At 60.8% G+C, this 12383-nt stretch carries 12 protein-coding genes; 9 read left to right on the top strand and 3 right to left on the bottom strand.

From position 1 onward, the window contains the following. Positions 1-98: 98 nt before the first annotated feature. From ACOBR2_RS03165 to ACOBR2_RS03150, 4 genes are all read left to right on the top strand, one after another. Entirely contained in the window at positions 99-2108 is a 2010-nt protein-coding gene (locus ACOBR2_RS03165) for a WD40/YVTN/BNR-like repeat-containing protein (RefSeq protein WP_420238619.1), read from the top strand. A 215-nt stretch (positions 2109-2323) separates the two neighbouring features. Then, positions 2324-3469, top strand: coding sequence for an aminofutalosine synthase MqnE (mqnE, locus tag ACOBR2_RS03160; RefSeq protein WP_420239964.1), 1146 nt, complete (start codon positions 2324-2326; stop codon positions 3467-3469). A gap of 64 nt (positions 3470-3533) precedes the next feature. Further along, positions 3534-3773: a type II toxin-antitoxin system Phd/YefM family antitoxin gene (locus ACOBR2_RS03155; RefSeq protein ID WP_420238618.1), complete on the top strand. Its 240-nt coding sequence runs from the start codon at positions 3534-3536 to the stop codon at positions 3771-3773. Beyond that, positions 3770-4156: a type II toxin-antitoxin system VapC family toxin gene (locus tag ACOBR2_RS03150; protein ID WP_420238617.1), complete on the top strand. Its 387-nt coding sequence runs from the start codon at positions 3770-3772 to the stop codon at positions 4154-4156. The genes ACOBR2_RS03155 and ACOBR2_RS03150 overlap by 4 nt, the downstream gene beginning before the upstream one ends. An 8-nt stretch (positions 4157-4164) precedes the next feature. Here ACOBR2_RS03150 and ACOBR2_RS03145 read toward each other — a convergent pair whose 3' ends face one another. The 3 genes from ACOBR2_RS03145 to ACOBR2_RS03135 are packed head-to-tail and all read right to left on the bottom strand — an operon-like array spanning position 4165 to position 7210. Next, the gene (locus ACOBR2_RS03145; protein WP_420239963.1) at positions 4165-4932 is read right to left on the bottom strand and encodes a PASTA domain-containing protein; all 768 of its coding nucleotides are present in this window, start codon (positions 4930-4932) and stop codon (positions 4165-4167) included. Positions 4933-4966: 34 nt separating this feature from the next. Beyond that, positions 4967-6421: a cation diffusion facilitator family transporter gene (locus ACOBR2_RS03140; protein WP_420238616.1), complete on the bottom strand. Its 1455-nt coding sequence runs from the start codon at positions 6419-6421 to the stop codon at positions 4967-4969. 12 nt (positions 6422-6433) lie between these two features. Beyond that, entirely contained in the window at positions 6434-7210 is a 777-nt protein-coding gene (locus ACOBR2_RS03135) for a ubiquinone/menaquinone biosynthesis methyltransferase (RefSeq protein ID WP_420238615.1), read from the bottom strand. A 260-nt stretch (positions 7211-7470) separates the two neighbouring features. Between ACOBR2_RS03135 and ACOBR2_RS03130 the strand changes: the two genes are divergently transcribed. The 5 genes from ACOBR2_RS03130 (at position 7471) to ACOBR2_RS03110 (ending at position 12328) form a co-directional block, all read left to right on the top strand. Continuing rightward, positions 7471-7599, top strand: coding sequence for a hypothetical protein (locus ACOBR2_RS03130; RefSeq protein ID WP_420238614.1), 129 nt, complete (start codon positions 7471-7473; stop codon positions 7597-7599). A 170-nt stretch (positions 7600-7769) separates the two neighbouring features. Beyond that, entirely contained in the window at positions 7770-8948 is a 1179-nt protein-coding gene (aroC, locus tag ACOBR2_RS03125; protein WP_420238613.1) for a chorismate synthase, read from the top strand. A 6-nt stretch (positions 8949-8954) separates the two neighbouring features. Then, entirely contained in the window at positions 8955-9464 is a 510-nt protein-coding gene (def, locus tag ACOBR2_RS03120) for a peptide deformylase (RefSeq protein WP_420238612.1), read from the top strand. A 348-nt stretch (positions 9465-9812) separates the two neighbouring features. Continuing rightward, the gene (fmt, locus tag ACOBR2_RS03115; protein ID WP_420238611.1) at positions 9813-10754 is read left to right on the top strand and encodes a methionyl-tRNA formyltransferase; all 942 of its coding nucleotides are present in this window, start codon (positions 9813-9815) and stop codon (positions 10752-10754) included. Beyond that, positions 10751-12328 (top strand): transcription antitermination factor NusB, encoded by a 1578-nt coding sequence (locus tag ACOBR2_RS03110; RefSeq protein ID WP_420238610.1) that lies wholly within the window; start codon positions 10751-10753, stop codon positions 12326-12328. The genes fmt and ACOBR2_RS03110 overlap by 4 nt, the downstream gene beginning before the upstream one ends. Positions 12329-12383: the final 55 nt, after the last annotated feature.

The raw sequence follows: 12383 nt of genomic DNA, 5'->3' as shown, positions 1-12383 counted from the left end.
TTCCATAGAGCCCGCATCCGTTCCGCGAGCCATCAACCCGGGCCGCTTAAAGCATGTTTTGGAATTGCTGCAATCTGACCCCGGAGGGAGCTTCCGTTTTGATTCGTAGCCTCTTTCGCAGCGCCATCCGCCTGCGTCGCACATCGGCTTGCGCATTTTTTCTCGTTTTGGTTGGTCTTGTTTGCCTCAACGTGCCGTCCTCCTTGGCGCAGACCCCCTGGCAAGTCTCTGGCCCCAACGGCGGCGACGCCCGCGCTTTTGCCTCTGTTCCCGGTGAGCCAGGCCACTTGTATCTGGGCTCGACCACCAGCTGGCTCTACGAATCCTTCGATGAGGGCGCAAACTGGCACCGTCTGGCCAGGCTGGACAATACCAACCGCCTGATCCTCGACAATATTCTGGTCGATTCAGCCGATCCAAAAACCCTCTACGTGGCCGCATGGCGCGGCGAGTACACCGATGGCGGCCTCTGGATCAGCCACAATGGCGGCCAGAGCTGGGCCGAGAATCTACAGCTCCACGGCCAGTCGATCCGCTCCATGGCGCAGGCCCCGTCTGACCCGAAGACGCTGTTCGTCGGCACACTGGAAGGCATCTTCCGCTCAGGCGACAGCGGCCAGAGCTGGAAGCTGATCAGCCCCAAGCGCAGCACCGAAATTCATGAGGTCGAATCCCTGGCCGTGGACCCCAGGAATCCCGCGATTCTTTATGCCGGAACCTGGCACCTGCCGTGGAAGACCATCGATGGCGGCCAGCACTGGGTCAACATGAAGCAGGGCATCATTGAAGACTCCGACGTCTTCTCGATCCTGGTTGACCCCAGCCGCCCGCACATTGTCTACCTGAGCGCCTGCAGCGGCATTTACAAGAGCGAAACCTCCGGCAAGCTCTTTCACAAGATTCAGGGCATTCCCAGCGACGCCCGCCGCACCCGCGTGCTCATGATGGACCCCGCGCAACACGAAACCGTCTTTGCCGGAACCACCGAGGGCCTGTACAAGACCATCGACGGCGGCAAAAGCTTCAAGCCCATGACCGGCGACAACGTCATCGTCAACGACGTTTATGTGGACCCACGCGACAACGGCCGCGTGTTGCTGGCCACCGATCGTGGCGGCGTACTTGCGAGTGAGAACGGCGGCAAAAGCTTCAAGCCGTCGAATACGGGCGTGACCAGCCGCAACGTGCAGGCTCTGCTGGTGGACCGCACCAACCCTGACCGCCTCTTTTCCGGCGTCATCAACGACAAGGAGTTCGGCGGCGCATTCACCTCCAGCGACGGCGGCAAAAGCTGGCAGCAGATTGCCGATGGACTGGAAGGCCGCGACGTTTACGCGCTGGCCCAGAGCGCCGACGGCGCACTGCTGGCCGGAACCACCCACGGCGTTCTGCTTCTGCCCGCGGGCAAGCAGAAATGGGAACCACGCAACACCATCGCCAACACCCTGACCAAGGTGAGCACCAGCAACGTCCGCGGCACGCATGTGAACACGGAAAAGCAGGTGGCCGCGCCCACCATCGAGTTGCAAAGCCGCGTGAACGATCTGGACGTGAGCACGCCGGTCTGGGTGGCGGCCAGCAACTACGGCCTGCTGACCAGCCGCGATCAGGGAGCCAGCTGGCAGGGTGGCCCGGTAATGGGCTTTGGCGACTACCTTTCAGTCAGCGTTCATGGGCAGACCATGGCCGCCGCCCGGGGCGACCGCGTGGTTTATTCCAGGGACGCCGGCCAAAGCTGGTGGCCGATGGGCATGCCCAAGGCGCTCACCCGCATTCATCGCGTGGTTTTCTCGGCCGATGGAACGCTCTGGGTGGGCGCGCGCGAGGGCATTTACTTCACCCCCGACCTCGGCAAAACCTGGCTCTGGATTGAACGTCTGGCCTTCCGCGACGTGGACGATCTGGCCTATGACGCCGTCCGCAACCGCATTCTGGCCAGCTCACTGCAAAGCGATGGCATCTACTCCATCGACCCCAAGACGATGACCTGGAAGTACTGGCGTACCGGCTTCCCCGTGGCGCTGGTACGAGTGGACGGCAATCGCCTGATCGGCGCTACGGCAGATGACGGTGTGATTCTTGGCCCGACGTTGGATGCGCAGAAGTAGTTTGATCGGGCCCTTTACAGGGAGAAAAGCTCTTTACGGAAGAAGGCGGGGGGGCACCCCCCGCAAAGCTTATTCAGGGGCATGAATGCCTCTATCCTCCCCCCAGAACGGCCTCGAAATCGAAAAGAAAACAGAACTGCAAAATTCAAAGGCAAGTGCCACGCGAAGCCATTCGCCGCCCGCAGGTGCCGCCCAATTCCGGTATCATCGTCGGTATGAGCGTTGAAACGGCGATTTCCCCTGCTGCCTTCCGCACCCACGATTCCCTGCTGGAGCCCATTGCCGCCAAGGTAATGGCTGGCGAACGGCTCAGCTACGAAGACGGGCTAGTTCTCTACCGCACGAACGACATTCTGGCCGTCGGCTGGATGGCCAATTACGTGCGCGAAAAACTGCACGGCGATGTGACGTACTTCAACATCAATCGCCACATCAACCCCACCAACGTCTGCGTGGCCAACTGCAAGCTGTGCGCCTTCGGCCGCAAGAAGGGCGATCCGCGCGGCTACACGATGACGCTGGAGCAGGCCTGGGCGACGGCGGCTTCCGGCTACAGCGAAGCAGTCACCGAGTTCCACATTGTGGGCGGCCTGCACCCGGACCTGACGCTGGACTACTTCCTCGACCTGGTGCGCGGCCTCAAGGAGCGCTTCCCGAAGGTACACGTGAAGGCCTTCACCATGGTGGAAATCGCCTTTTTTGCCCGCCGCGCCAAGCTGACCATTGAAGAGACGCTCAAGCGCATGCGCGAGGCCGGTGTGGACTCCATGCCGGGCGGCGGCGCCGAGATCTTTGCCGAGCGCGTCCGCTCCATCATCTGCGACCACAAGATCGACGGCCCAGAGTGGCTGGACACGGCGCGGCTGGCCCACCAGATGGGCTTTAAGTCGAACGCCACCATGCTCTACGGCCATGTGGAGAACGAAGAGGACCGCATAGACCACCTGCTGAAGCTGCGGGCGCTGCAGGACGAAACCGGCGGCTTCCAGGCCTTCATCGGCCTCGCCTTCCATCCTGAAAACACCCAGTTGGACCACCTGCCGCAGACCACCGGCCTCGGCGACATTCGCCAGATTGCCGTCAGCCGCCTGATGCTCGACAACTTCCCGCACATCAAGGCCTACTGGCAGATGCTCACCCCCAAGATCGCCCAGATCGCCCTGCGCTTTGGCGCCAACGACATGGACGGCACCGTGGTGGAAGAGAAGATTTACCACGACGCCGGAGCGGAGACGCCGCAGGGCATGACCCGTGCGGAGCTCTGCCGCCTGATTACCGAAGCTGGCCGCACCCCGGTCGAGCGCGACACGCTCTATCGCAGCGTGGAACGCACGGAAAACAGCTTTACTGTGGTGGAATAAATATCCCAGATCGTGGCATGCTTAGCTAAGCTTAGCTAGATTGAGCCCGGCAAAGGAGTCTGCCATGGCCACGGTCAATATCTTTGAGGCAAAAACCCAGCTTTCCAAGCTGCTCGAGATGGCCGAGCGCGGGGAAGAAGTCATTATTGCCCGCGCCGGAAATCCCGTAGTGCAGCTTACCCGCCTTGAGCCAAAGAAAAAACTTATTCAGTTTGGCACGATGAAAAACGAAATCTGGATAGCGGATGACTTCGATGCGCCACTTCCAGAAGAGCTTCTTGCCGACTTTGGGGCTGATCTGTGAGGCTGCTGCTGGATACACACATCCTGCTCTGGTTGCTGAAAGATAGCCCGCGCCTTGGGCAGGATGCCCGCCACTGGATCATGCAGGCGGATGAAATCTACGTTTCAACGGCAAGCATCTGGGAAATTGCCATCAAGGCTGGACTGGGCAAACTACAAGCCGATGCGACAAAAGTGGCAAACCAGCTGCAATCTCTTGGCTTTCAGGAATTGCCGGTAAGAAATAATCATGCAGCGGCCGTGCAGAACCTGCACCACCGCGATCCTTTCGACCCCTTGCTCATTGCCCAGGCAATTTCCGAACCGATGCGTCTGCTGACGGCCGACGCCCGTCTGGCTCAGTATTCGGAACTGGTCATTCTCTGTCCCGCTCAAAATATATAGCGATTTTTTTACCGCGCAATGGTCAGCCTGACCTGCGTACTCTGATCAATGCGCAGGCCCGCCAGAGGCGATTGCGCCATGACTGCGCCGGGCGGCACTGGAGGCCGGATCGGGTCGTTGCCCGTGCCCACATGGCCCACGGAAACACCCGCAGATGCTGTTGTGCTCTTGATGCCCAGCTTCTGCAGCGCGGCCACGGCACTGGGGCCGTAGCTTCCCACCAGATCAGGCATTACGTAACCATCGGCGGCTTCGTCGTTGGCGGCGGCCACCAGCAGATTCACCGTGGGATTGGCAATGTCCTGTGCGTGGGCGGGCGGGTCCTGCGCCAGAATCGTGCCGGGCAGGGCTCTGCTGGTTGGCATGCGCACACTGTTGCCCACCTGCAATCCAGCCTGACGAATCTCCAGTTCAGCCACGCGCTCGTCGCGGCCCACCGTATCGGGCACGTCCACCTTCTGCGGTCCCAGACTTTCGCTCACCCGCACCTGCCACTCGCGGCGCACCACGGTGCCTGGATCGGGCGATTGCGTCAGAATATGCCCTGCTGCCACGTCGCCCGAATAGTAGCGATTGTCCACGTTCAGGTTCAATCCCAGACCCGCCGTCTGCGTACGCGCATCGGCCACCGTCATGCCCTTGAGCGAAGGCACCTGCACCTCAGCTCCATGAATGGCAAAGTGCATGGTGGTAATGGCCGCAAGCAGGCCCACCACCGCCAACAACAGCAGCAGAAAGGCCACCTGAAAGAAATTTGCAATCGATCGGACGTTCATCGTCACGTTCCGCGCTACTCCAGAAAATAAACCTTTATCGAAGATTATCGGTTACCGGTTCGGGATGGATGGTGACGCGCTGCACTTCCGGGCAATCCAGCTTGAAACGGTCCTCGAGTTCCGTAATCAGAACATGCACCCGCGCCATGCTCATTTCGTCGGGCAGGGTGCAGTGGCAGCTGAGCGAAACCTGCTCCCCGGAGCGCACCACGCGAATTTCGTGCACGTCGATGATTTCGCCGATCTGGCGGGCCGTCGCACACAAATTCTCCTCGATGCGACGATTCTCCTGGACGATCTCCTCGGGGTGCTCAATGGTGGCTGGCTCACTCTCAATGTGGGTCAGAATCGAGTCCAACTCGGGCGTGGCGCGCAGAATCTCGGCTTCCAGCTGGCAGACGAACTCATGTGCCTGATTGAGCGTAAGCGTCTCATCCAGTTCCAGATGCTGCTCCACGCGCAGCTTGCCGTTCTGCTGCTGCACACTTAGGTCATGCACGCTCACGTTGTGGCGGGCGGCAGCGGCGCGGACGCGGTCAAAAAGGCTTTCCGCCCGGGCCACGCGCGGAACCGGGCGCACCACCACGTCGGCCTCGGGCAGCACGCGGCGCACCGCCTCGGTAGCCGCGTCTACCAGATCACTGGTGTGCTCAAAGGTGTAGCGGCGCGGCATGGCCAGCGTCAGATCCACAAAATAATTGGCTCCAGCCCGGCGCACGCGAGCCTTTTCTATGGCCAGCACGCCGTCCACCTGCTGCACCTCCCGCACCAACCGGGCCCGCGTCTCGGCGGGAATTGCATCGGAGAGCACGGACAGGGTTTCTTTGCCCAGCACCACGGTCAGGCGCAGAATCATCAGCGAAACCACCACGGCGGCAAAGGGATCGGCAAACTTGAGCCAGCCAATACCGTAGTGCGTGCCCAACCAGCTTGCCCCCAGCCCGCCCAGCACGGCCACGGTGGACCAGATGTCACTGGCAAAGTGAAAGGCGTCGGTGGCCAGCGCCGGACTACCGGTGCGCTTGGCCACGGCCAGCAGCTGCCGTGAGCGCCAGAAGTCAACGGCAATCGAAAGCAGCAGCACCAGTACCGGCCACAGCGACTGGCGCAGTTGCACACGGTGGTTGAAGATGCGCCCAAAGGCTTCGTAGATGATCCACACGCAGCTGATGGCCATCAGAATGGCCTCGCCCAGCGCTGACAGGTTCTCTACCTTGCCGTGGCCGTAGGTGTGGTCTTCGTCGGCCGGCTTGTCGCTGACGCGGACGGAGAAGTAGGTCATGGCCGCCCCGACCAGATCGAGGCCCGAGTGGGCCGCATCCGAGAGCACGCCCAGCGAGCCCGACATCAGGCCAGCCGCCAGCTTCAGCACCGTCATGCCCACGGCCGCCACCATGGAGTCACGGGCCACGCGCTGCTTGATCGCAGTCGTCTCGGCAGCCGTCATTACTTCACGCTTACCTTCACGATTCTGAAAAGGAGAACTCATACGTAACTCGGCCTAGGCCTCTCGCCGACCCGTATACAGACCGGCAATGCCAAAGGTATAGGGCTTCCATGTGCTATCGGCATAGCCAGCTGCGCCCATCAGCTCCAACATTTGGGGCGGAGCCGGAAAACGCCCCACCGAAGCCGGAAGGTAGTTGTATGGCCCATTTTTGCCGCAGATCATGCGGCCAATGGCAGGAAGAATGTGATGAAAATAAAAGGCATACCCCTTGCCCAGCAAACCGCCCGGCTCACTGAACTCCAAAATGCCCAGTTGGCCGCCCGGCTTGAGCACGCGATGGAACTCGGCCAGTCCGGCGGCATAGTTGGCCAGATTGCGGAAGCCGAAGGCCGTCACAATCAGGTCGAGCGAGGCGTCCTCCAGCGGCAGATGCAACGCATCGGCCTCCAGGGGGACGGCGTAGGGCAGTTTTTCAGAGCGGGTTCCACCGAGCGAAGGTGGTGCAAATTTGCGCACGCCCCGGCTGAGCATGCCACGGGAAAAATCTCCGGCCAGAATCGGCTTTGCGCCCACTGGCCGCCGCTTGAGCAGGGCCATGGTCATATCGCCCGTGCCACAGCAAATATCCAGCACCGCCGCGTCCGGGTTGCTGAGCACGGCATCGAAGCGCCGCGCCGTCCGGGCCCACCAGATGCGGTCAATGTTGGCCGAAAGCACATGGTTCAGAAGGTCATAGCGGGGCGCAATCGAATCAAACATCTGCTGCACGGCCCGGGCCGCGCTGGCCTCGTCGGTTACGCCTTCGGGTTTAGCTCCGGTGGCTGGCATCTGGACCTCGGCAGGGGAAGTTGCGGCCCGCAGGCCACTCGTTCCATCCTATCGTGCGCACGGCGCTGTGTGCGCTGCTGACTCAAGCGGTTCTCCAATTGCTGTACACCGAAACCCATGCTTCCAAGTTGCTTTTTCCTCAAGAAAAAGCAACCTCGCACAGACTCACAAAGGCCAAATCTATTGGAGAACCGCTCTAGGAGCCGCACTGGCGTTATTCTTTTCTTTAGGCCGACAAAACGGCCGGAAAGGAATCTGCCATGGCCGACGGAGAAGAGGAACGCGAAGAACAGAAGAAACGCCGCGAACAGGAGACCTACCAGGAGCGCGAAAACAGCCTCAACCGCGACTGGTTCGATCCCTACAAGCCCGAGAGGCAGGAGTCGTAAGACAGCTGTCAGCCTCTAGCCTCCAGCTTTTCTATGGCTGTGTGAAGGCTGTGCCTGACTGGGACGAAATCCTGCTGACAAAAAGTCACTCCAGCCGTGGCCAGCAGGAACCGCTGAGAGCTGACAGCTAAGGGCTGAAGTCTGCTTTTTTCCATTTACAATCTATACATATGATCCGTTTTTCCACCGCAGGCGAATCACACGGCGAAGCATTGACGGCGCTGGTCTCGGGACTGCCCTCGGGCGTTCCGGTGGACCTGGATTTCATGAACCGCGAACTGTGGCGGCGGCAGCAGGGCTATGGCCGCGGCGGTCGCATGAAGATTGAAACCGATAAGGTGCATGTGCTCAGTGGCATACGCCACGGCCAGACCATCGGCTCTCCGGTGGCCATGGAGATTGTGAATCGGGACTGGAAGAACTGGGAAGAAAAACTCCCAGTAGAGGCAGGCGACCCGGCCAAGCATCAGACCGTAGCCTCGCCCCGGCCCGGCCATGCGGACTTGGCGGGAGCCCTCAAGTACAACTTCCCCGATGCGCGTTACATTCTGGAGCGGGCCAGCGCCCGTGAGACCACCAGCCGCGTGGCTGCCGGCGCTCTGGCCAAGCTCTATCTGCGCACCCTCGGCATTGAAGTGCTTAGCCATGTGGTCCGCGTGGGCCGCGTGGAGTTGGATCGCCCCGTCCGCTGGGAAGAGATCGTCGCCCTGGCGGAAAAGAACGTGGTTGTTCTGGGCTGCGCTGACCCCGCAGTGGAAGCCCGCATGAAGGAAGAAGTAGAAGAAGCTGCCCGCACCGGCGACACCGTCAACGGCATCTTCGAAGTTGTGGTCCACGGCGCTCCTGCCGGACTAGGTACGCATGTGAACTGGGACGAGAAGCTCGATGGCTTGCTGGCCCAGTCGGTGATGAGCATTCAGGCGGTGAAGGCAGTAGAGATTGGCCGTGGTGTGGTCGCTGCCGCCAGCTTCGGCTCAGCTGTACATGATCCCATCCACTACGCGACGCAAGACCAAGGCCAGCCCACCCGCTTTACCCGCCCCACCAACAACGCGGGCGGCATTGAGGGCGGCATTTCGAACGGCGAAGACATTATGGTGCGGGGCTACCTGAAGCCCATCTCCACCCTGCGTAAGCCCTTGGAAAGCGTGCGTTTCGACAATCGCGAGAGCACCAGCGCCAGCTATGAGCGCTCTGACGTGAGCGTGGTTCCGGCCGCTGGCGTGGTGGGCGAGGCCATGGTGGCACTCACGATTGCCCAGGTTGTGCAGCAGAAATTTGGCGGCGACTCGGTTGTAGAAATGCAACGAAATTTTCGCGGCTACATCGAACAGATACGGAGTTATTAGCCGAACATGATTTTGACCATCGTCAAGTATCCCGATCCGGTGCTTTCGAAGCCCGGCGAACCGATCACTGAGTTCAACGCCGAACTCAAGAAGCTTGTGGCCGACATGTTTGAAACCATGTATGACGGTCACGGCATCGGCCTAGCAGCGCCCCAGGTGGGCGAGTCCAAACGCCTGCTCGTCATTGATTTGAGCAGCGGCAAGAACCCCGACGAAAAGATCGTCCTCATCAACCCGGAGATCATCCAGAGCCAGGGCCGCGTCTACGAAGAAGAAGGCTGCCTGAGCTTCCCGGAGATTCACGAGAAAGTGGTTCGCGCTGCCTTTGTGCGCGTGCGGGCCCAGAACGAGAACGGCGAGTGGTTTGAGATGGATGGCGAAGACCTTCTAGCGCGCTGCTTCCAGCATGAGATCGACCACGTCAACGGCATTCTCTTTCTGCAGCACATGAGCGCGCTCAAGCGTAGCCTGAACCTGCGCACCATCCGCAAGATGCAGAAGGAAGGCAACTGGTAGAACAGCTGTCAGCTATCTGCTTTCTGGGGATGGTTGAGAAATCAGGTTTCTGAGAGAGTTGTGTTTTGAAAGGGCACGGCTTTAGCCGTGCCCTTTCAAAACCGATTACGCTTGGGAATCTCTACTCTCAGCGGATGGTTGATTACTGAAAGCTGATAGCTGACGGCTGAAAGCTATAGCAAATTCAGAGTTGGTATAGTGAGAGTCAATGCTTTCCAGTGCAGTTTTCCTCAAGAAAACTGCACCTGGCACCTTCTTCGCGCCCCCAACGGAAACTCTGGATTTGCTCTAAAAAACACACTTCCCGGTTCGCGCCGGGAATTTTTCTGCGCAGTGTTGGAGAAAACCATGAAGATCGTGTTCTGCGGCACACCGCTATTCGCCGTTTCCACGCTGGAGGCGCTGCTGGCCGCTGGCCATCAGATTCCGCTGGTCGTCTCGCAGCCCGACCGCCCGGTGGGTCGTGACCGCGTTTTGACCGCGCCGCCCGTCAAGCAGGCCGCGCTGGCCCACGGCATTGAAGTTACCCAGCCGGAAAAGATCAAGACCAACGAAGATTTCCGCCAGAAGCTGGAAGCGATTGCCCCCGATGCCATCGTGGTGGTGGCCTACGGCCGCATCATTCCCCGCTGGATGCTGGATCTTCCGCGCCTAGGCTGCATCAACCTGCATGCTTCCCTGCTGCCCAAGTATCGCGGCGCAGCGCCGATTCAGTGGTCAGTGGCCATGGGCGACGGCGAAACCGGCAACACCACCATGCTGCTGGAAGAAGGTCTGGATACCGGCCCGATTCTGCTGCAGCAACGCCGCCCCATTGAGTCCACCATGACCGCAGCTGATCTTTTTGAACTGCTGGCTCTTGAAGGCGCGCCGCTGGTGATTGAAACGCTGGCTGGCCTCGCTGCGGGCACACTCCAGCCCACCCCGCAGGATCATGCTCTGGCCACGCTTGCACCCATCCTCGACCGTGAAGACGGCCGCATGGATCTGGCTGGCCGCACCGCGCAGCAGAACTACGACCGGTTCCGGGGCTTCCAGCCCTGGCCCGGAGCCTTTACCACGCTCGACGGCAAAAAGTTTATCGTTCACCAGATGCGCCCGGCCGAAGTGCACTGCGCTGCCGAAGCCGGTCAGCTCCATGTGGACCAGCAGCGGCTTTACGTCTGCTGCGCCCAGAACACCTGGCTGGAAGTAATTGAACTGCAACTGGAAGGCAAAAAACGCATGGCCGCCGCCGACTTTCTGCGCGGCTTTCAGCACATTGCCACAGCAAAACTCGGAGCATCATGACGAAAATCTCCCCTGCCCGCGCCGCCGCCTTTTCCATTCTTCGTGAAGTGGAAGAGGGCCGCGCCCACGCCGACGATCTGCTGCGCACCCACCGCGTCAGTCGCATGAGCCCCATCGACCGCAACCTGACCACAGCGCTGGTGCTCGGCGTTCTACGCTGGCAAATCCGCCTGGATCAGCAATTCCGCCCGCTGCTGGCCAAACCCAACGCCAAACTTGACCGCGAAGTGCTGCTTTCGCTGCGCCTGGGAGCATTCCAGATCACGCAGATGGAGCGCATTCCGGCCCGCGCCGCCATCGACGAGAGCGTGGAAATGGTCAAACATAGCGGCCACCACTTTGCCGCCCGCATGGTGAACGCCGTGTTGCGCAAGCTGGCCCAAAATGCGTCGGCTCCCGGGGCTGAAGCCCTCCCCTCTCCTGTAGACCTTTCGCAGGGGTTAAAGCCGCCGCCTCCCGCCGCAACGAGTGTTTCCACAGCCACTTCGGTCGCGCCATCTGCAGATCCATCCAGTGCAGATACAGCCTCGGAACAGGGCCTTAGCCCGTCCGGAGGGAGCATGGGCCTTCAGGCCCATGAGAGCCTCAGCCCTGACGATTCCGGGGCTTCAGCCCCGGAAACTCCCGCTGCGCTGGCCTTTACCTACGCGCATCCCGCATGGCTGGTGGAGCGCTGGGTCAGCCACTTCGGCCTGGAGGCCACCAGAAAGATCTGTGCGCATGGCCAGCAGCAGGCCGTGCTGAATCTGCGGCTCGACACGCCCCAAGCTGAAGAAGAACTGCTAGCCGCCGGAATCGAGCTCACGCCCGGCCACCTGCTTACCGCCGCCCGCACCATTGCCGCTGGTGACGTAACGGCAGCGGCCAGCCTCAAAAGCGAGCACGCCCGCCTGCAGGACGAGGGTTCACAGCTGATTGCCGAACTTACCGCCTGCAATGCTTCCAACCGGGACTCCAAAAAGCAGAAAGTGGGCGATCTGTGCGCCGCGCCGGGCGGAAAAACCCTCGCTCTGGCCGCGCTTTTGCCCAAGGCCAAAATCGTAGCCTGCGAATCCAGCCCGCAGCGTTTTTTGGCGATCGAAAAGCGGCTGGCGTTGCTCAGTCCGCGGGTGCAATGCCGCCAAGTGGACGCCGCCACGCTCGATGCAACGGAAGAGTTCCATCTGATTCTGGTGGACGCGCCCTGCAGCGGTACCGGAACGCTCGGCCGCAATCCCGAGATTCGCTATCGCATGCAGCCCACGGATCTTGCCCGTCAGGCCGAACGCCAGCAGGTAATCCTGACGGCTGCGCTCAACGCCCTGCGGCCCAGCGGCAAGCTGATTTACTCCACCTGCTCACTGGAGCCGGAAGAGAATCAACAGGTGGTGGATGCGGTGCTGGCCACACAGTCCAACGCCCGCCAGCTCTCGCTGGATGCGACGCTGGACACGCTGCAAAAAGAGGATCGGCTGCTTCCGGAAGCTGCAGAGAAGCTCAAGGCCGCGCTTACCCCGGAAGGCGCTCTGCAGTTGTTGCCTGGCACACTGCCCAGCGACGGCTTCTTTGCTGCTCTGCTTGAAAAATCCGTGTAGTGGAAAGCAGCTTCTAGCTTCCAGCTCATCTTGCGGGAACAGAATGCTTTGGTTC

Source organism: Telmatobacter bradus (assembly GCF_048629425.1).
Taxonomy (GTDB): Bacteria; Acidobacteriota; Terriglobia; order Terriglobales; family Acidobacteriaceae; genus Telmatobacter; species Telmatobacter bradus.
The sequence above is the reverse complement of the archived record's forward strand: the minus strand, read 5'-3'. Positions and strand labels throughout refer to the sequence as shown.

Excerpts from the sequence above, each read along its gene's own strand:
- mqnE (WP_420239964.1), top strand. The coding sequence starts at position 2,324 with ATGAGCGTTGAAACGGCGATTTCCCCTGCTGCCTTCCGCACCCACGAT.
- ACOBR2_RS03155 (WP_420238618.1), top strand. The coding sequence starts at position 3,534 with ATGGCCACGGTCAATATCTTTGAGGCAAAAACCCAGCTTTCCAAGCTG.
- ACOBR2_RS03145 (WP_420239963.1), bottom strand. The coding sequence starts at position 4,932 with ATGAACGTCCGATCGATTGCAAATTTCTTTCAGGTGGCCTTTCTGCTG.
- ACOBR2_RS03140 (WP_420238616.1), bottom strand. The coding sequence starts at position 6,421 with ATGAGTTCTCCTTTTCAGAATCGTGAAGGTAAGCGTGAAGTAATGACG.
- ACOBR2_RS03135 (WP_420238615.1), bottom strand. The coding sequence starts at position 7,210 with ATGCCAGCCACCGGAGCTAAACCCGAAGGCGTAACCGACGAGGCCAGC.
- ACOBR2_RS03130 (WP_420238614.1), top strand. The coding sequence starts at position 7,471 with ATGGCCGACGGAGAAGAGGAACGCGAAGAACAGAAGAAACGCCGCGAA.
- aroC (WP_420238613.1), top strand. The coding sequence starts at position 7,770 with ATGATCCGTTTTTCCACCGCAGGCGAATCACACGGCGAAGCATTGACG.
- def (WP_420238612.1), top strand. The coding sequence starts at position 8,955 with ATGATTTTGACCATCGTCAAGTATCCCGATCCGGTGCTTTCGAAGCCC.
- fmt (WP_420238611.1), top strand. The coding sequence starts at position 9,813 with ATGAAGATCGTGTTCTGCGGCACACCGCTATTCGCCGTTTCCACGCTG.
- ACOBR2_RS03110 (WP_420238610.1), top strand. The coding sequence starts at position 10,751 with ATGACGAAAATCTCCCCTGCCCGCGCCGCCGCCTTTTCCATTCTTCGT.